Source organism: Amycolatopsis sp. CB00013, from assembly GCF_001905755.1.
GTDB lineage: Bacteria > Actinomycetota > Actinomycetes > Mycobacteriales > Pseudonocardiaceae > Amycolatopsis > Amycolatopsis japonica.
This window is the reverse complement of record NZ_LIWC01000002.1, coordinates 1,598,185-1,615,491: the sequence shown is the minus strand read 5'-3', so window position 1 is coordinate 1,615,491 and position 17,307 is coordinate 1,598,185. Positions and strand designations below refer to the sequence as shown.

Below are 17,307 nucleotides of genomic sequence, written 5' to 3'. Positions count from 1 at the left end.
CTGGATCCGCCCAGGTAAACGACGTCCTACTCTTGAGCTCATGCGATTCGGCGTTCTGGGGGCGACGGAGGTGCGCCGCGAGGACGGCACCACCGTCCCGGTCGGCGGCCCGAGGGTCCGGACGCTGTTCGCGTTGCTCGCGCTGGAGGCGGGCCGCGTCGTCCCCGCGGAACGGCTCATCGACGGTCTCTACGGCGAGCAGCCACCCGATGGAGTGGCGAACGCGCTGCAGTCGCAGGTCTCGCGGCTGCGTGGCGCGCTGAAGGAGCTCGCGCCCGTCGAGTTCAGCCCGGCGGGTTACCGCCTCGTCGTGGACCGCGACGACGTCGACGTCCACCGGTTCGAGCGGCTCGCCGCCGAAGGACGGCGCGCTCTCACTGCGGGAGACGCCGCGAAGGCGGCCGAGCTGCTTCGTGACGCTCTCGGTCTCTGGCGCGGTCCGGCGTTCGCGGACATCACCGACGCGCCGTTCCGTGATCCGCAGGTCACGAGGCTGAACGAGCTGAAGACGTCCGCGATCGAAGACCGCGTCGAGGCCGAACTCAAGCTCGGGAGACACGAAGACGTCCTCGCCGAGCTTCGCGAGGTCATCGACGAACAGCCACTGCGGGAACGGCCGCGCGCGCTGCTGATCCGCGCCCTGCACGCCGCGGGCCGTCAGGCCGACGCGCTCACCGCGTTCGAGGACGCCCGCCGGGTCCTGGCCGACGAACTCGGCGCCGACCCCGGACCGGACCTCGCCGCCGCGCATCTGGCCGTGCTGCGGGGTGAGACGCCGCCCGTCAAGACCGCAACCGCGCCGCTTCCCGCGCAGCTCACCAGTTTCATCGGCCGCGAAGGCGACCTTCGGCACGTGCTCGACCAGCTGGACCGTTCGCGCCTGGTGACGCTGACCGGCCCCGGCGGGACGGGCAAGACCCGGCTGGCCATCGAGACCGCGGCCGCGATGGGCCTTCCGGCGGTCTTCGTCGAACTCGCGCCGTACACCGAGGACGCCGACGTCGCGCACGCCGTGCTGACCGCCCTCGGCCTGCGGACGGTCGCGCTCGGGGCGGTCACCGCGCCGGTGGAGAACGCGCCGCTGGAGCGCCTGATCGACGCGCTGGCCGATCGGGCGGTACTGCTGGTGCTCGACAACTGCGAGCATCTGGTCGAGGCCGCCGCGAAACTGGTCGCCCGGCTGCTCGGCGCCGCCGCGGCGCTGCGGGTGCTCGCCACCAGCCGCGAACCGCTGGGCATCACCGGCGAGATCGTCTCCCCCGTGCCGCGGCTCGCCGTGCCGCCGCCGGGCACGCCGCCCGCCCGGTCGCTGGAGTTCGCCGCCGTCCGGCTGTTCGCCGACCGCGCGCGGGCGGGTGCTCCGGGATTCGCCGTCGACGACACCACCGCCGGCGACGTCCAGCGGGTCTGTGCCGCGCTCGACGGGTTGCCACTGGCCATCGAACTCGCCGCCGCACGTGTGCGGACGCTGCCGATCGGTGAGATCGCGGCCCGGTTGGACGACCGGTTCGGCTTGCTGTCGCGAGGCAGCCGGACCGCCGAGACCAGGCATCGCACCCTGCGCGGTGTCGTCGAGTGGAGCTGGGATCTACTCGACGAGGACGAGCGTCTGCTGGGCAGGCGGCTGACGGTCTTCGCGGGTGGGACGACGCTGGCCGACGCCGAAGCGGTCTGCGGCGTGCCGGACACCGCTGAACTGCTTCCGTCCCTTGTGGACAGATCACTCGTCGAACGCGGCGGCGACCGGTACCGGATGCTCGAAACGATCCGGGCCTTCTTCGCCGGGAAGCTCACCGAAGCGGGCGAAGCCGACCGGATGCGGCGCGCGCACGCCGAGCATTTCCTCGCCCTCGCCGAGGAAGCGGATCCGATGCTGCGCACCGGCGACCAGCTGCGCTGGCTCGACCGCCTCGACGCCGCCTATGACGATCTCCTCGCCGCGTTGCGCTGGGGCGCGGAATCCGACGTGCGCGTCGCGCTCCGGCTTTCGGCTTCGATGGTGACGTACTGGTGGATGCGCGGTCGCCGGTTCGAGGGCTCGACGCTCTGCTTGGAAGTGGTCAAACGCCTCGGCGAACGGGCGCCGGACGGTCTCGAAGAGGAGCACCAGCTCTGCGTGCTCACCGCCGCCGCGGGATTGCGGGGCCATGAGGCGCTCGACCGGCACCTGCCGCTGGTGGAAGGCCTCATGTCGAGCCTCGTCAAGGCACCCCGGAACCCGGCGCTGCTGCTGTTGATGGGTGTCGTGACCGGCCCGCCCGGTGACGACGACGCGCTGCTCGAACGCAGCCGGGTGCTGCTGGCGAACAGCGACGACTGGAGTCTCGCCCTCTCGCCGACCGGCTACGGCCTCCGCGCGCTGATGCAGGGCGATCTCGAAACGGCGGAGGAATTCCTGCGCGAGGGGGCAAAGGCGTTCCGCTCGATCGGGGAACGCTGGGGCCTTTCCATGGCCCTCGATCACCTGTCACAGGTCCTGATCTGGACGAACCGGCAGGCCGAAGCCCTCGAAACGATGAACGAGGCCCTGCGGCTGATGCGGGAGCTCGGCGCCTCCGACGACAACGCGGACCTGCTGTGCCGTCGCGGCGGCAGCAAACTGCTTCACGGTGACGCGGCGGGCGCGCGGGCGGATTTCGAACTCGCCATCGAGATCGCGCGCCGGGCCGGGATGCCCGAAAGCCGGGCGGCCGGATATGTCGGGCTGTCGTTCCTCGCCCGGCACGAGGGCGATCTGGCGGCGGCCCGCGCGTTGAGCGAACGCGCGCTCGCGGAGTGTTCCGGTGGTTCGTTCGCGGCCGAAGGAGTGCGTGCCGGCGCGAAGATCTCCCTCGGCTGGGTGCTGGCCGCCGAGGGCGACGTCGACGGGGCCGAGGAGCTGCACCGGCTGGCGCTGGTGTCGGCGGACCGCTGGCACGACAGCACCACCATGGCCTGCGCCGTCGAAGGCCTCGCCGGGGTCGCGCTGCTGCGCGGCGACGCCGAGCGGGCGGCGGTCCTGATCGGGGCGGCGGTGACCATCCGGGGCACCTCGTTCGCCGTCGACCTGGACGCCGCCCTGCTCAGGACGACCGTGCGGGAGCGGCTCGGCGACGATTTCGACCGGGCCTACCGCCGGGGGCTCGGCGTGCGCGGCGCCGCTCAATTGACCGGGAAACTCTGACCGCCGGCCAGCTGGATCCCCTGCGGCGCGAAGCGGCCGATGGCATCGGCGAGGTGACGCTGGTCGAGTTCGCTGTCCTGGACCGCGACGTACAGCGGTGCCGCGTTGACCGGGACGGCGCCGAGCCGGGTCATCCCGGGGCCGACCGGATCGATGGTGAGCCGGGCGACGTCACGCCATGGCACGACGGTCCGCTCGATCCGGACGCCCACCGCGTCCAGTTCGAAGAGCACCCACTGCTGGTCGTGCAGCGACTTCACGTAGGCGATGGTGCCGACGCCGCCGGCGATCAGGACGACGCGCAGCGCACCGGGCGCCTCGATCGAACCGAGCAGGGCGGCGATCCCGAAGAAGGCCACCAGGAGCCCGGTCAGTTTCGCGGCGCCGACCAGGCCCGCGTTCGGCTTGTGCACCCGGAACCGCACGTTGCGCGTCAGGTGTTTGGTGAGCACCCCGCCCCCGACCGCGGCGGCCAGCCCGAGCATCGTCACCACCAGCGAAACCGGCGAGAAGTCCGCGAAGACGTTGTACCCCGCGATCAATGCGACAAAGCCGCCCACGACGGTCAGCATCAGCGCGAGCTTTCCCTTGCGCACGTCCTGTTCGCGGCGTTGGAGCGAGGCCTGGTCCGGTGCGGCGAGGAAGCCGCCGTCGATGTTCCTCATCGGGCATCACGCTGAGCTTCGGCAGCCGCGCGACGCTCACGCTGGCGGCGGTCGAGGACGTACAGCAGGGCGCCGGCACCGGCGCTCACGACGGCGTAGAGCAGGTCCTGCAGGCCGTCCTCCGGGTAGCCGGTGGAGAACTCGACCATCGCGAGCGCGACGAAGAGGACGCTGATGACGGCCCCGCCGATGATGTACACCTTGTTGCTGAGCATGGTTTCCCTCGCTTGTCGTTGCCTTGGTGAGATCACTTTCGCGCGGGGCACATGACATTCCGATGACAAACACTGTCAAGCACTGACATGGCCGTCAGCCATCGGTGCGCGGACGGTCAGCGGTCGCGGAGACCCTCCGGACATGACTTACGCAGCTGGATCTCCCGAAGACTTCCTCGCCGTGCGGCATCTGACGTTGCGCGGCTCCCAGGCCGAGATCGGCCGGGCGCTCGGTGCCGAAGTGAAGGCGCGCTCGGACTGGTCGCCGTCATCGATCGACCCGATCGCGGCCAGGGCGCGGCGCACCTGGTTCGCGCGGAACTGGCCCGAGTACGCCGGACGCCTGGCCGGGTTCGCCGAGGCCTACGGGCTCCCGGCCGACGCGGCGGTCTCCTTGGACGACGCGAGCGCGCTGCCCGCCGGGTCGGGGTGCTCGGCGCTGTGGACGGGGAGCGCGCTCGGCCGGAACTACGACTTCTTCACCATGAGCTGGACCCAGCTGGGTGCGGTGCTGGCCGGGGAGGAGCCAGTGGACGACGGGACCGTGCCGATGGCGTCACGCCCCTATGTCCTGACGACGATCCCCGACGACGGCATCGCCTCGACCGTGCTCACCATGTCCACAATGGACGGTGCGACCGAGGGGGTCAACGAGGCCGGGCTGGTCGTCGCGTTGCTGATGGCCGACGTCGAAACGGCCGCGCCGCTGGAACACGATCCGGGCCCGCAGGCGGGTCTCTCGGTCATGCAGGTGTGCCGGTATCTGCTGGACACCGCCGAAAACCTCGACCAGGCCAAAGAAGCGCTGATGCTCGCCAAGCAGTACGCGCACGGCGCGCCCTGTCACTACATCGTCGCCGACGCCTCGGGCCGCGGTTTCGTCTACGAGCGCGGGGCGAACGACATCGAGTACTTCGTCGAGGTCGCCGACGGGCCGCTGTGCGTCACGAACCACCTGCTGCACCTGCACCCGGACGTCGACTCGCTGCCGGAGGACACGCCGGAGACCATGCGCACCTACGAGCGGCTGCGCACCGTCACCAAGGAAGCCGGCTCCGGGCCGCGCGCCGCGCTCGACACGGTGTCGTTCGCGGTCGAGCCCGGCGCACCTTGGCGGACGTTGTGGCGCAGCGTCCTCGACCCGGCGGCCCGCACCCTCAGCACCCGGTTCTACCTGGGTGACGGCGAGAACGGCACCGCGCGGCACTCGCCGGAACTCACCTTCGGGGTGTCGCGGTGACCATCGGCAAGGGCCGCAAGATCGGCACCGTCGCGGTCTGCGTGCTGGCGCAGCTGCTGATCGCGATCGACCTGACCGTGCTGCATCTGGTGCTGCCGTCGCTTTCGGAGCAGATGCACCCGTCGACGACGGAGCTGCTGTGGATCGCCGACGCGTACGGTTTCGCGCTCGCCGGGCTGCTGATCACGATGGGGAACATCGGCGACCGCGTCGGCCGGAAGAAGCTGCTGCTGATCGGGGCGTCGCTGTTCGGGGCCGCTTCGGTGATCACGGCGTACGCGCCGACGGCGGAACTCCTGATCGCCGCCCGCGCGCTGCTCGGGGTCGCCGCCGCGACGCTGATGCCGTCGACCCTCTCGATCGTGCGGAACGTGTTCACCGGCAAGGAACGCGCGGCCGTGATCGGGGTTTCGAGCGGGCTGACGATCCTCGGTTTCGGCATGGGGCCGCTCGTCGGCGGGTTCCTGCTCGACCATTTCTGGTGGGGTTCGGTGTTCCTGGTCAACGTGCCCGTGGTGGTGGTCATGGTGATCGCGGGCGCGTTGATCCTGCCCGAATCGAAGAACCCCGCCCCTGGCCGGATCGACGTCGTCAGCGTGCTGCTGTCGATCGCCGGCATGGTCGGGATCGTCTACACGATCAAGGAAGTCGCGTACAAGGGCTGGGGGCATTGGGACGTCGCGGTCGCCGCGGTGCTCGGGCTCGGCTGCCTGCTGGCGTTCGTCCTGCGGCAACCGCGGCTGGCCGAACCGCTGATGGATCTGAAGCTGTTCGCGCGGCGGGCGTTCTCGGCGACCGTCGGCACCACGATCCTGGCGATGTTCGCGCAGCTCGCGGTCTCGCTGATGTTCGCGCAGTACCTGCAGCTGGTGGCGGGCTGGTCGCCGCTGAAGTCCGGGCTCGCCGGGCTGCCAGGGATGGGCGGCGCGATCGTCGGCGGGGTGCTCGCGCCCATGGGGATCAAGCTCTTCGGGCGCGCGATCACCATCGGGCTGGGCTGCGCGCTGTCGGCGATCGGGTTCGCGTTGTACTCGGGAATCGGCGTGACGATCGTGTACACGGATCTGCTGGCGGCGATGATCGTCTTCGGCGTGGGGTTGGCGCTGATCCTCACCGTCGCGACGGACACGGTGCTGGGCGTCGTGCCGAAGGCCAGGGCGGGCGCGGCGTCGGCGATCTCCGAAACGGCGACCGAACTCGGTGGGGCGCTGGGGATCGCCGTCCTCGGCAGTGCGCTCGGCGCGCTGTACCGGAGCGAACTCGTCATCCCGCCGGGCGTACCGCCGGAGGCGATCTCGGACACCCTCGGCGGGGCCGTCCAGTTCGCGGCTCAGCTGCCGCCCGAGCAGGGAGCTTTGGTCCTGGCCAACGCGAAACTGGCGTTCGTCGACGGGTTGCAGGTGACGATGCTGTGCTCGGCGGGGTTGATGGCGGTGCTGGCGGTGAGCGTCCTGTTCACGTTGCGCGGGGTGCCGAAGGTCCTCGAAGACCCCGAAGAGGAGCCTGCTCCGGTCCCCGTGGCCGCGTGAAGTGTCATGAACGACCCTTTCCTGACGTTTTTCGTCAGAAAAGGGTCGTTCATGACATCCGTCAGCGGGGCCCGGCCAGCGGGACGGCGCGCCGGTCGCCCGACCGCACCATGGCCAGCAGGGGTTTCGCGGCCACCGCGAGCAGCCGGGCCGCGAAGGTGCGGCCGTTGCGGCGCGCGATGTCCGGGCCGAAGGCGTCCATCAGCGCGACGAGCCCGGGCAACGGCCGCACGAACAGCGTCACTTCGGTGATCAGCCCGTCTTCGCCGATTTTCAGCACCGCCGCCTCTTCGATCTCCTCGTCGCCGATACGCGCGGTGTAGACGACGACGCGCGTCTCGCCGTCGCCGGTGTCGGTGTGGAACCGGACATCGCGCAGATGCGTGTACGCGACTTCCAGCAGCGGCCCGAGTTCCGCGTGCCCGGTGAACCGGACCCGGCTCGTCAGCGGTGAGTGCACCACGACGTCCGGCGCGAAGGCGCTCAGCGCCAGGTCCACGTCCCGGGTCTCGAGGGCGCGGCGATACCGCTCGGTGGTTTCGATGCTCATCGGTCCTCCTGGATCAGATTCCCCAGTCCGCGCCACAACAGATCCGTCGTGAGCGCGACGACTTGCTCCCGCGGGATGTCGCGGTTGTCCCACCACCAGGTGGCGATGGCGTTCAGCGCGCTCTTCGCCGCTTCGGCGAGCGCTTCGTTCGCGCGGTCGCGCGGCAGGTCCGCGGTCAGCGCCAGACCGGGGACCTGGGCGAACACCTCGGTCAATCGCGCGGTCGACCTGGCCTGACCGCGCCGGTGCACCTCGGCGACGCCCTCGTCGGACGGCGTCTCGGCGAAGATCATCCGCCAGCCGCGTTCGTTCGTCTCCATCCAGGCGAAGATCGCCGCCACCCTGGCGCGCAGCAGTCCCTCGGCGGTGTCCGACGGCGGCAGGTCGGCCCAGCCGGCCAGCAGACTGTCCACTTCGGACTCCAGCAGGCCGGCGTACAGCGCCGCCTTGGAAGGGAAATGGTCGTAGAGCACGGGCGTGCTGATCCCCGCGGCCGTCGCGACCTCGCGCATCCCCGCCGCGTCGTACCCGGACGCGGCGAACACCCGCGCCGCCGCGGCCAGGATGCGCTCCCGGCGTTCTTCCCTGCTCAACCGCTTACCTGACATCGGTCAGGTACGCTATCATCTAACCTGACAGCTGTCAGGTAGCGCTCCGGGTAACCTGGTCGATCGTGCGCACAGTCGTAGTCATCGGGGGCGGGATCGTCGGTCTCGCCACAGCCTGGGAACTGACCAAACGGGGTCTGGACGTCACGGTGCTCGAGAAGGAGGAGCACTGGGCGGCCCACCAGACCGGGCACAACTCCAACGTCGTGCACGCCGGGCTCTACTACAAGCCGGGTTCCTTCAAGGCCAGGATGTCCACCGCGGGCAATCGGTCCATTGTGGACTTCGCCCGGCAGTACGGGGTGCCGGTCGAGGTGTGCGGCAAACTCGTCGTCGCCACCTCCGAAGCGGAGCTTCCTGCGCTCAAGGTGCTCGCCGAACGCGCGGAGGCCAACGGGGTCCCGGCCAAGCTGATCACCCCGAGCGAGGCCCGCGAGTACGAGCCCGAGGTCTCGTGCGTCGCCGCGTTGCGCGTGGAGTCCACCGGCATCATCGACTTCGCGGGCGTCTGCACCGCGCTGGTGCGGCTGCTCGACGAGTCCGACGCCGACCTGCGGCTCGGCACGCCCGCGCTGGGGATCCGGCCCGGCCGCACCGGCGGCGTCGAGGTGGCGACCGGCGACGACGTGATCCACGCGGACGCCCTCGTCAACTGCGCGGGCCTGCACGCGGACCGGGTCGCCCGGCTCGCCGGGCTCACCCCGAGCGCGCGGATCGTGCCGTTCCGCGGCGAGTACTACGAACTGAAGCCCGAACGCCGCCATCTGGTGCGGGGCCTGATCTACCCGGTCCCCGACGCGTCGCTGCCGTTCCTCGGCGTGCACCTGACCCGCATGCTCGACGGCAGCGTGCACGCCGGCCCCAACGCCGTGCTCGCGCTGCGGCGTGAGGGCTACACCTGGCGCGACGTGTCGGCGAAAGACCTCGCCGAGGTCGCCCGTTTCCCCGGTGTCTGGCGGCTCGCGCGCAAGTACGCGTACCCGACCGGGCTCGACGAGGTCCGCCGGTCGTTCTCCCGCCGCCGCTTCGCCGAAAGCCTCGCGCGGCTCGTGCCCGCCGTCACCGAGGACGACATCGTGCGGCACGGCTCCGGGGTCCGGGCACAGGCGCTGCGCCCGGACGGCGCCCTCGTCGACGACTTCCTGATCGAGACCGCGCGGAACCAGGTGCACGTCCTCAACGCGCCCTCACCGGCGGCGACCAGCGCGCTGGAGATCGCGAAGCACATCGCCGACGAGGTGACCGGCCAGGCCGTGTCCTAGGAGGACGGCGGCAGGTTCGTGTTCAGCAGCGGAACCGCGGCCTTGATCACTTCGCACGCCTTCGCGGGGTCGTCGAGGTTGCCCGCGATGATCGCCACCGTCGACGTCGCGGTGATCGCGATACCCGCCGCGCACAGTTTGCTGCCCGACTCGGTGTAGATCTTCCACTTGCGACCGCCCGACTCGAAGTCCTGCGGTTCGCCCTGCGAGATCAGCGTCGGAGTCTCGTCCATTGCCGTCGCCGGGTAGAACCAGAGGTCGAGCGCCTTTTCGCCCTTTTCGCCGTCGGTATCGGCCCATTCGCAGCCGACCTGGTTCGGATCCGAGGTGGACTTCATCGGTTCGCCGGTGGGGGCGAGCCGCAGCTGGGCGGTCTGCTCGGGCTTGAGCATGGCGCACGGGTCGGTGCTCACGAGCGGACCGCCCGGCTCGGCGGGCTTCTGCCCCGGCGGGGCGGTGATCTGCGGGTTCTGCTCCCCGCCCGGCAGCTTCGACGCCACGGCCGGGGCCGCCGCCTTGGCGAGGTCGCACGCGTTGCCCTCGGTGTGGTCGGGGCTCTCGCTGGAGATCTCCACGAACGAGTCCGGCGTGAGCTCCGTGCTCAGCGAGCAGTAGGTCGGCCCGAGGATGGTGGCGTACCGCGTCCAGGTGAAGCCGCCGATGCCGAACTTCTCGCCGGACTGGGCGCCGTTCATGTACTCGTTCACGGACAGGTCCTTGCTCAACGCGACCTCGAGGCTCGACGCCTTGCGCACGCCCTCCAGCTCGCGGAACCGGCAGACCGCGGGCACCTTCTGTTCGGGTTTGGCGGGGCGCTCCGCTCCGGGATAGGTGACTCCCAGCGCGTTCGCGTGTTCCTCCGAGAGCAGTGTGCACGGCTCGGCCTTCGTGATCACCGGTCCCTGTCCGGGCACCGGCGCGGCCGTACCGGCGATCGTCGACGTGCAGCCGCCGAGCGTCAGCACCGCCAGCCCGATCGCGAGCGAGTTCCGAAACCGCATGCGTCCCCTCCTCATCGGCTCGCACACTACTTGTGCGCGGCCGCCGTTCACGAACCGGCGGGCAGCGCGGCGCTCACCGTCGGCAGCGCGGCCCGCAGCAGGTCACAGGCTTTCGTCTCGTCGTCCCAGTGGCCGCTGGACACCTTCACGGTGGACGTCGCGGTGATCGGCAGTGCGGCCGTGCAGTACTTCGTGGCGGCGTCGGAGCGGACCGTCCACTTGCGACCGGCGAGGTCGGTCTCCTCGGGGGTGCCCTGCAGCCCGGCGACGTCGGCGACGGCCGTCGACGGGAAGAACGTCACGTTCAGCGGACGCTGCCCCTTGTCGCCGTCGGAGTCCTTCCACTCGCAGCCCTTGTCCTCGGGATTGGCCAGGTTGGCCGGATCGACCGGGGTGCCCTGGGCGATGGCCAGCTTCGCGGCTTCGTCGGGCTTCAGCAGCGTGCACGGGTCGACCTGCAGCAACGGCCCGGAAGGCTCGGGTTTCCTCTGCCCCGGCGGCGCGGCGATCTTCGGGTTCGGCTCGCCACCGGGCAGCCTCGACGCGATCGCGGGGGCCGCGGCGAGCGCGAGATCGCAGGCCGTCGACTCGGGCGCGCCCGTCTGGGTCTCGCTGCCGATTTCGACGAACGAGGACGGCCCGAGTTCCGTGCTCAGCGAGCAGGCCGTCGGGCCGAGCGGGGACGCGTAGCGCGTCCAGGTGAAGCCGCCGATCCCGTACTTCTCACCCGGCTGCGCACCGGCGTAGAAGTCGTTCAGCGGGATGTCGACGCTCTGCGTGATCGAAAGGGACACCCCGCGCGGCGAATCGTCGCGTTCGGACAGCAGGCACATCGGCGGGAGCTTCTGTGCCTGGTTGCCCTTGGTCTCGACGCCCGGCAGCTTGAGCGCCAGGGCGTCGGCGTGTTCGGGGGTGAGCAACGAGCACGGCGCCGCCTTGGTGAGCACCGGCCCCTGGCCGGGCACCGGCGACGCCGTACCCGAGATCGTCTCGGAACATCCGCCGAGCAGGAGGACCGCCGCGAACAACGCGGTGATCGGTGTGCGACGGCGGTTCATCGGGGTCCCTCCTCGGTGCGGACCCTACTTCGATGTCGGCGTGAGCACCTCGGTTCCGCCGAGGAAGGGACGAAGCGCCTCCGGCACCCGGACCGAACCGTCTTCGAGCTGGTGGTTCTCCAGGATCGCGACGATCCACCTGGTGGTGGCGAGCGTGCCGTTCAGCGTGGCGACGGTCTGCGGGCGGCCGTCGTCGTCGCGGTAGCGGATGCCGAGGCGGCGGGCCTGGAACGTCGTGCAGTTCGACGTCGAGGTCAGCTCGCGGTAGGTCTCCTGCGACGGCACCCACGCCTCGCAGTCGAACTTCCGGTACGCCGACGTGCCGAGGTCGCCGGTGGCGGTGTCGATCACCCGGTACGGGACCTCGATCTTGGCGAGCATCTGCTCTTCCCAGTCCAGCAGGCGCGCGTGCTCGGCCTCGGCGTCCTCGGGACGCGTGTAGACGAACATCTCGACCTTGTCGAACTGGTGCACGCGGATGATGCCGCGGGTGTCCTTGCCGTACGAACCGGCCTCGCGGCGGTAGCAGGAAGACCAGCCCGCGTACCGCTTCGCGCCCTTGCCGAGGTCGAGGATCTCGTCGGCGTGGTAGCCGGCGAGCGGGACCTCGGAGGTGCCGACGAGGTACAGGTCGTCGTCGCGCAGCCGGTAGACCTCCGACGAGTGCGCGCCGAGGAACCCGGTGCCCGCCATGATCTCCGGCCGCACGAGGGTCGGCGTGATCATCGGGGTGAAGCCGTTCGCGGTCGCCTGCGCGATCGCCATGTTCAGCAGGCCGAGCTGGAGCTGGGCACCGACGCCGGTGAGGAAGTAGAACCGCGAGCCCGAAACCTTCGCGCCACGCTCCATGTCGAGCGCGCCGAGACCCTCGCAGAGTTCGAGGTGGTCCTTCGGCTCGAAGTCGAACTTCTTCGGCTCGCCGACGTGCTTGAGCACGACGTAGTCGTCCTCGCCGCCTTCGGGCGCGTCGGGGTGGACGAGGTTCGGCACCAGGCGGTGCAGCTGCTCGAACTCCTCCGACGCCTCGGTCTGCTCGACCTCGGCCGTCTTGACCTGGGCGGCGAGCTCCTTCGCCTTGGCGAGGAGCTCGGCCCGCTCGTCGCCCTGCGCCTTCGGGATGAGCTTGCCCAGCGACTTCTGCTCGGCGCGCAGCTTGTCGGCGGCGGCGATGGACGACCGGCGGCGGGAGTCGAGGGAGAGCAGCTTGTCGACCACTCCTTCGTCCTCGCCACGGGCGCGCTGCGATGCGCGCACGACGTCCGGTTCATCGCGCAGAGTCCTGGGGTCAATCACGAGTGCTGAGGGTAGTCCGTGCTGGTCGAACAAAATGTGCGGGTCCGGGCGGATAACCCGACAGTCTGATCGTTGCCGCCCGTTTCGGCCGCTCCCCATACTGAGATCTCCCTGCTGCGGACGGAGAAACCCGATGACCGATGCGGACCTGCTGGCGCGGCACAAGGCGGTACTGCCGTCGTGGCTGGCGCTCTACTACGACGAGCCGATCGAGATCGTGCACGCGCAGGACCGCCGGGTCATCGACTCGACAGGGCGCACCTACCTGGACTTCTTCGCGGGCATCCTGACGAACTCCATGGGCTACGACGTCTCGGCGATCAGCGACGCCGTGCGCAAGCAGCTCGACACCGGCATCCTGCACACGTCGACGCTGTACCTGATCCGCTCGCAGGTCGAGCTGGCCGAGCGCATCGCGAAACTCTCCGGCATCCCCGACGCGAAGGTGTTCTTCACCAACTCCGGGACCGAGGCCAACGACACCGCGCTCATGCTCGCCACCCAGTACCGGCGCAGCAACCAGGTGCTGGCGATGCGGAACTCGTACCACGGGCGGTCGTTCGCGACGGTCGGCATCACGGGCAACCGCGGCTGGTCGGCGTCGTCGCTCAGCCCGGTGAAGGTGAGCTACGTGCACGGCGGCTACCGGTACCGGAGCCCGTTCCGTGAGCTTTCGGACACCGAGTACATCGACGCGTGCGTCGCGGACCTCGTGGACGTCCTGGAGACGGGCACTTCGGGCGACGTCGCCTGCATGATCGCCGAGCCGATCCAGGGTGTCGGCGGCTTCAGCTCACCGCCGGACGGCCTGTTCAAGGCGATGAAGGAGGTCCTCGACCAGTACGGGATCCTGTTCATCTCCGACGAGGTCCAGACCGGCTGGGGACGGACCGGGGAACACTATTGGGGGATCCAGGCGCACGACGTCGTCCCCGACGCGATGACCTTCGCGAAGGGGCTCGGCAACGGCCTCGCCATCGGCGGCCTCGTGGCGCGCGGCGACCTCGTCGACTGCCTGACCGCGAACTCGATCTCCACCTTCGGCGGCAACCCGGTCGCGATGGCGGGCGCGGCCGCGGTGCTCGACCACATCGCCGACCACGACCTGCAGGCCAACGCGCTCGCCCGCGGCAACGAACTGCTCGACGGCCTGCGCGCGGCCGGGAACCCGCTGATCGGGGATGTGCGCGGCAAGGGCCTGATGATCGGCGTCGAGCTGGTCGAGCCGGGCGGCATGACCCCGAACCCGGGCGCCGCGGCGCGGATGATGGAGGAGACCAAGGCGCGCGGGCTGCTGATCGGCAAGGGCGGGCTGCACGGCAACGTGCTGCGGATCGCGCCGCCGATGACGCTGACCGCCGAAGAGGCCGCGGAGGGCCTCGGGATCATCGTGGACGCGCTGGCCGCCATCTCCTGACGAACGCCAGGAAAGGACCGTTCCTTGCAAATTTTGCAAGGAACGGTCCTTTCCTGGCGTTCAGGAGCGGGCGAAACGGGCGATGACCTCGCCCAGCCGCCCGCCGGCGTCCTCCTGCAGGAAGTGCCCGGCGCCGGTGATCGTCGGATGCTCCAGTTCGCGGGCGCCGCGCATCGAGCCCCGCAGTTCGAGGCCCCACGGCGCGGTGATCGGGTCCCCGTCGGAGAACGAGACCAGGAACGGCTTGTCCAGTTCGGACAGCACCTTCAGCGCGGCCCGGTTGGCCGCCGACGCCGGATCGTCCGGGGTGATCGGCACCAGGGACGGCATCGCGCGCGGCGCGGCCTTGTACATCTCGTTCGGGAAGGGCGCGTCGTAGGCGGCGCGGACCTCCTCGGACAGCTTGGTCTGGCAACCCGACTGGACGAACCGCCCGACGTCGATGACCTGGGCGTTCTCCATGGCGTCGCGGAACTTGTGCCAGAGCTCGGGCATGTCGGTGTCGCCGGTCGGGAGGCCGGTGTTGGCCGCGACGATCCTGGCGAAACGGTCGGGGTTCTCCGCGACCAGCCGCAGGCCGATCAGGCCGCCCCAGTCCTGGCCGACCAGGGTGACGTCGGTCAGGTCGAGGACGTCGAAGGCGAACGCGCGCATCCACTCGACGTGCCGCTGGTAGGTGTGGTCGACCATGTCGCCGGGTTTGTCGGAGCGGCCGAAGCCGACCAGGTCGGGCGCGATGGCGCGCAGCCCGGCGTCGGCGAGCACCGGGATGACCTTGCGATAGAGGTAGGACCAGGTCGGCTCGCCGTGAAGCAGGAGAACGGGCGGTCCGTCCTCGGGTCCGGCCTCCACGTATCCCACTCTGATCACGCCGCCGTGAAGGTCGACGAGCTCCGCGTAGCGCGGTTCGAAGTCGAAATCGGGCAGGTCCGAGAACCGGTCGTCCGGTGTCCTTAAAAGGCGCACGACTCCCACGTTAGTGGGAATCGTGCGCCTATGCCGTTTTCAGTACGTCAGAAAGTCACGAGATGGCAACGGCCACGATCAGGCCGAGGGCCAGGTGCGCGGAGGCCACGACGACGCTGGCCGGGGCGAACTTCTCGCTTTCGATGGTCGAGCGGATGTCGATCCGGGTCGCCCACTCCAGCAGCCGGACGGCGGCCACCTGCACGATGATGCCGAGCAGGCCGTAGACCAGCGAGGTGATGAGGCCCTCGGTCAGGTCGCTGGCGGAGTTCGCGATCGCCACGACGATGATGAACGCCATCGACAGCAGGCCCGACGCGGTGACGATGACCGCGTTCGGCAGGCCGCGGGTGACCAGCTGGGACAGCTTGCCGGGCGTGGTCCAGTCGATCGCCCAGAACCCGGCGAACATCATCAGCAGGCCGACGACGCCGTACAGCAGGATCGCGCCGATCCCTCGCACGAGGTCGGAGCCGAACGTGTCGGACAGCGCAAGGGTGGTGGTCACAGGGGTTCTCCAGAAGTCAGGAAATGTCAGGTTTGTGCGGTTGCTTCTATCACGACTCGACGATGCGGTGCGGGACGAACGCCGCACCGTCGTCCGTGACGAGTCCCGCGGTCTCGCGGATACCGAGACCGGCGGCCTGGTCCCCGACGATCCACGCGCCGAGCGCGGGCCGGTAACCCTGGAACTCCGGGAGCGGGTCGAACGCCTGGTAGACGTACCCTTCCGCGCCGTAGACCCCGTCGGTCTGCGTCTCGTAGCCGGTGGCGACGATCTGCACGTTCGCGCCCTCGCGGCCGAGTTTCGGCTTGCGGACGTACTCGGTCAGCAGACCGGGGTCGTCGGCGAAGGCGGGCAGCAGGTTCGGATGCCCCGGGTAGTTCTCCCACAGGATCGCGAGCAGCGTCTTGTTGGAGAGGATCATCTTCCACAGCGGCTCGACCCACAGCGTGCGCGGCATGGTCTCCACGGCGAAGCGGCCGAACTCCTCGTCGACCACCCATTCCCACGGGTAGAGCTTCACCACGGTCGCCATCTGCGCCTCTTCGAGGTCGACGAACCGCTTGAGCACCGGGTCCCAGCCGATCTCCTCGATCGACAGGCCGACGGTGTCGAGCCCGGCCTCGGCCGCGGTCTCCTGCAGGTACGCCGTCGTGACGTGGTCCTCACCGGACGGATCGGCCGAAGACCAGGTGAAGTGCAGTTCGTTCGAGGGCAGCTTGTCGGCGAGTTCGCCCCAGCGCTCGACGAGCTTCTCGTGAATCGAGTTCCACTGGTCGTTCTCCGGGAAGACCGCGGTCTTCCAGTGCCACTGCAGCACCGCGGCCTCGAGCAGCGAGGTCGGGGTGTCGGCGTTGTACTCCAGCAGCTTCGCCGGGCTCTTGCCGTCGTAGCGCAGGTCGAACCGGCCGTAGACGTGCGGATCCTGCCGCTTCCACGACTCCGCGATATGCGGCCAGACCCACTCCGGGATGCCGAAGCGGTGGTACTGCTCGGTGGTGATCACGTTGTCGACCGCTTCGAGGCACATCGAGTGCAGCAGTTCGACGTCCGCCTCGACCGACAGGATCTCGTCCATGTCGAAGACGTAGTGGACCGACTCGTCCCAGTACGGCCGGGACTTGCCGGAGCCGTCGCGCGCGGGCGTGCCGAAGACCAGCCCCTGCTCTTCGACGATGTTCTGCCAATCCCGCCGGGGCGGCTTGGAATCCCGGTACACCTACGAGCCCCCGCTCTTGCCGCTGCCGCCGGAGCCGCTCTTGCCGCTGATGCCGAACCCGCCGCGCTGGACGGACTTGCCCGACTTCGTGCTGACGTTCGCGTTCGACGGCGCGGTGTACGAGCCGCCGGACACTCGCTGCCCGATGGTCCCGGTACCGCCGTAGTTGTAGCGGTAGCTGTTGTATCCGCCGCCGCCGATCGGGATGAAGAAGAAGCCACCGGAGTGGTAGCCACCGTGCGACGTCACGTAGCGCTCGTCGCAGTTGTCGTCCTGGTCGACGATCCCGTCCTTGGTGGTGCAGACGGCCGTGACGTTCTCCGGCTTCGCGACGGTGTAGAACGTCGCGACCAGCCCGACCAGGCCGACGGTCACGCCCGTGCCGATCAGGAGCTTCTTCTTGGTCGAAGACTTCTTCTCGGCGACGCGAGCGGCCTCCGCCGCCATCGCCTCCTGGCGCTGCTGTTCCGCCAGCGCCTGCTGGCGTGCCCGCTGCTCGGCCAGCGACGGCTGCCGCGCCTGCGTGCTGCTGTCCTGAAAGCGCATGGTGCCGCGCTTGGGCGGCTCCTGAGGCGCTTGTGCCCCCTGGTTGTCATCCTGCGTCATCGAAGCTCCG

Annotated in this window: 16 protein-coding genes; 5 read left to right on the top strand and 11 right to left on the bottom strand. The window is 69.8% G+C overall.

All coding sequences use genetic code 11. The features are described 5' to 3' along the window. The first annotated feature begins 40 nt into the window (after positions 1 to 40). Positions 41 to 3,163 (top strand): BTAD domain-containing putative transcriptional regulator, encoded by a 3,123-nt coding sequence (locus AMK34_RS17800; RefSeq protein WP_073846036.1) that lies wholly within the window; start codon positions 41 to 43, stop codon positions 3,161 to 3,163. Here AMK34_RS17800 and AMK34_RS17795 read toward each other — a convergent pair. Both AMK34_RS17795 and AMK34_RS17790 read right to left on the bottom strand, forming a co-directional pair. Continuing rightward, entirely contained in the window at positions 3,142 to 3,828 is a 687-nt protein-coding gene (locus tag AMK34_RS17795) for a hypothetical protein (RefSeq protein WP_073846035.1), read from the bottom strand. The two genes, AMK34_RS17800 and AMK34_RS17795, sit on opposite strands and share 22 nt — an antisense overlap. Then, positions 3,825 to 4,043, bottom strand: a complete 219-nt coding sequence (locus AMK34_RS17790) for a hypothetical protein (protein ID WP_038507458.1) — start codon at positions 4,041 to 4,043, stop codon at positions 3,825 to 3,827. Before AMK34_RS17790 ends, AMK34_RS17795 begins: the two co-directional genes overlap by 4 nt. Positions 4,044 to 4,185: 142 nt before the next feature. On the opposite strand from AMK34_RS17790, the gene AMK34_RS17785 reads away from it, so the two are divergent. Together AMK34_RS17785 and AMK34_RS17780 are read left to right on the top strand one after the other, a co-directional pair. Then, on the top strand, positions 4,186 to 5,283 hold the full coding sequence (locus AMK34_RS17785; protein WP_073846034.1) for a C45 family peptidase: 1,098 nt from the start codon (positions 4,186 to 4,188) through the stop codon (positions 5,281 to 5,283). Continuing rightward, positions 5,280 to 6,812, top strand: coding sequence for an MFS transporter (locus tag AMK34_RS17780; RefSeq protein ID WP_073846033.1), 1,533 nt, complete (start codon positions 5,280 to 5,282; stop codon positions 6,810 to 6,812). Before AMK34_RS17785 ends, AMK34_RS17780 begins: the two co-directional genes overlap by 4 nt. Before the next feature lie 61 nt (positions 6,813 to 6,873). On the opposite strand, the gene AMK34_RS17775 is transcribed toward AMK34_RS17780, so the two are convergent. Both AMK34_RS17775 and AMK34_RS17770 read right to left on the bottom strand, forming a co-directional pair. Continuing rightward, positions 6,874 to 7,362, bottom strand: coding sequence for a nuclear transport factor 2 family protein (locus AMK34_RS17775; protein ID WP_073846032.1), 489 nt, complete (start codon positions 7,360 to 7,362; stop codon positions 6,874 to 6,876). Further along, positions 7,359 to 7,970: a TetR/AcrR family transcriptional regulator gene (locus tag AMK34_RS17770; protein ID WP_241832789.1), complete on the bottom strand. Its 612-nt coding sequence runs from the start codon at positions 7,968 to 7,970 to the stop codon at positions 7,359 to 7,361. The genes AMK34_RS17775 and AMK34_RS17770 overlap by 4 nt, the downstream gene beginning before the upstream one ends. Positions 7,971 to 8,035: 65 nt before the next feature. On the opposite strand from AMK34_RS17770, the gene lhgO reads away from it, so the two are divergent. Continuing rightward, positions 8,036 to 9,232 (top strand): L-2-hydroxyglutarate oxidase, encoded by a 1,197-nt coding sequence (gene lhgO / locus AMK34_RS17765; protein ID WP_073846030.1) that lies wholly within the window; start codon positions 8,036 to 8,038, stop codon positions 9,230 to 9,232. On the opposite strand, the gene AMK34_RS17760 is transcribed toward lhgO, so the two are convergent. The 3 genes from AMK34_RS17760 to serS are packed head-to-tail and all read right to left on the bottom strand — an operon-like array spanning position 9,229 to position 12,584. Next, positions 9,229 to 10,233, bottom strand: a complete 1,005-nt coding sequence (locus tag AMK34_RS17760) for a DUF3558 family protein (protein WP_038507440.1) — start codon at positions 10,231 to 10,233, stop codon at positions 9,229 to 9,231. The two genes, lhgO and AMK34_RS17760, sit on opposite strands and share 4 nt — an antisense overlap. A gap of 47 nt (positions 10,234 to 10,280) precedes the next feature. Continuing rightward, entirely contained in the window at positions 10,281 to 11,291 is a 1,011-nt protein-coding gene (locus AMK34_RS17755; RefSeq protein WP_073846029.1) for a DUF3558 family protein, read from the bottom strand. Positions 11,292 to 11,315: 24 nt separating this feature from the next. Next, entirely contained in the window at positions 11,316 to 12,584 is a 1,269-nt protein-coding gene (serS, locus tag AMK34_RS17750) for a serine--tRNA ligase (RefSeq protein ID WP_073846028.1), read from the bottom strand. 133 nt (positions 12,585 to 12,717) lie between these two features. On the opposite strand from serS, the gene AMK34_RS17745 reads away from it, so the two are divergent. Continuing rightward, positions 12,718 to 14,001, top strand: a complete 1,284-nt coding sequence (locus AMK34_RS17745) for an aspartate aminotransferase family protein (protein ID WP_016330640.1) — start codon at positions 12,718 to 12,720, stop codon at positions 13,999 to 14,001. A 60-nt stretch (positions 14,002 to 14,061) separates the two neighbouring features. On the opposite strand, the gene AMK34_RS17740 is transcribed toward AMK34_RS17745, so the two are convergent. Genes AMK34_RS17740 through AMK34_RS17725 form a run of 4 tightly spaced genes read right to left on the bottom strand, consistent with a single transcriptional unit; the run spans position 14,062 to position 17,297 of the window. Then, entirely contained in the window at positions 14,062 to 14,967 is a 906-nt protein-coding gene (locus tag AMK34_RS17740; protein WP_038507431.1) for a haloalkane dehalogenase, read from the bottom strand. A 55-nt stretch (positions 14,968 to 15,022) separates the two neighbouring features. Beyond that, positions 15,023 to 15,475, bottom strand: a complete 453-nt coding sequence (locus tag AMK34_RS17735; protein WP_016330638.1) for a DUF350 domain-containing protein — start codon at positions 15,473 to 15,475, stop codon at positions 15,023 to 15,025. 49 nt (positions 15,476 to 15,524) lie between these two features. Continuing rightward, the gene (locus tag AMK34_RS17730) at positions 15,525 to 16,691 is read right to left on the bottom strand and encodes a glutathionylspermidine synthase family protein (protein WP_038507428.1); all 1,167 of its coding nucleotides are present in this window, start codon (positions 16,689 to 16,691) and stop codon (positions 15,525 to 15,527) included. Continuing rightward, positions 16,692 to 17,297: a hypothetical protein gene (locus AMK34_RS17725; protein ID WP_241832788.1), complete on the bottom strand. Its 606-nt coding sequence runs from the start codon at positions 17,295 to 17,297 to the stop codon at positions 16,692 to 16,694. Between the last annotated feature and the right edge of the window lie 10 nt (positions 17,298 to 17,307).

Coding starts and splice junctions, on each gene's coding strand:
- AMK34_RS17800 (WP_073846036.1), top strand. CDS start 41: ATGCGATTCGGCGTTCTGGGGGCGACGGAGGTGCGCCGCGAGGACGGC.
- AMK34_RS17795 (WP_073846035.1), bottom strand. CDS start 3,828: ATGAGGAACATCGACGGCGGCTTCCTCGCCGCACCGGACCAGGCCTCG.
- AMK34_RS17790 (WP_038507458.1), bottom strand. CDS start 4,043: ATGCTCAGCAACAAGGTGTACATCATCGGCGGGGCCGTCATCAGCGTC.
- AMK34_RS17785 (WP_073846034.1), top strand. CDS start 4,186: ATGACTTACGCAGCTGGATCTCCCGAAGACTTCCTCGCCGTGCGGCAT.
- AMK34_RS17775 (WP_073846032.1), bottom strand. CDS start 7,362: ATGAGCATCGAAACCACCGAGCGGTATCGCCGCGCCCTCGAGACCCGG.
- AMK34_RS17770 (WP_241832789.1), bottom strand. CDS start 7,970: ATGTCAGGTAAGCGGTTGAGCAGGGAAGAACGCCGGGAGCGCATCCTG.
- AMK34_RS17760 (WP_038507440.1), bottom strand. CDS start 10,233: ATGCGGTTTCGGAACTCGCTCGCGATCGGGCTGGCGGTGCTGACGCTC.
- AMK34_RS17755 (WP_073846029.1), bottom strand. CDS start 11,291: ATGAACCGCCGTCGCACACCGATCACCGCGTTGTTCGCGGCGGTCCTC.
- AMK34_RS17745 (WP_016330640.1), top strand. CDS start 12,718: ATGACCGATGCGGACCTGCTGGCGCGGCACAAGGCGGTACTGCCGTCG.
- AMK34_RS17725 (WP_241832788.1), bottom strand. CDS start 17,297: ATGACGCAGGATGACAACCAGGGGGCACAAGCGCCTCAGGAGCCGCCC.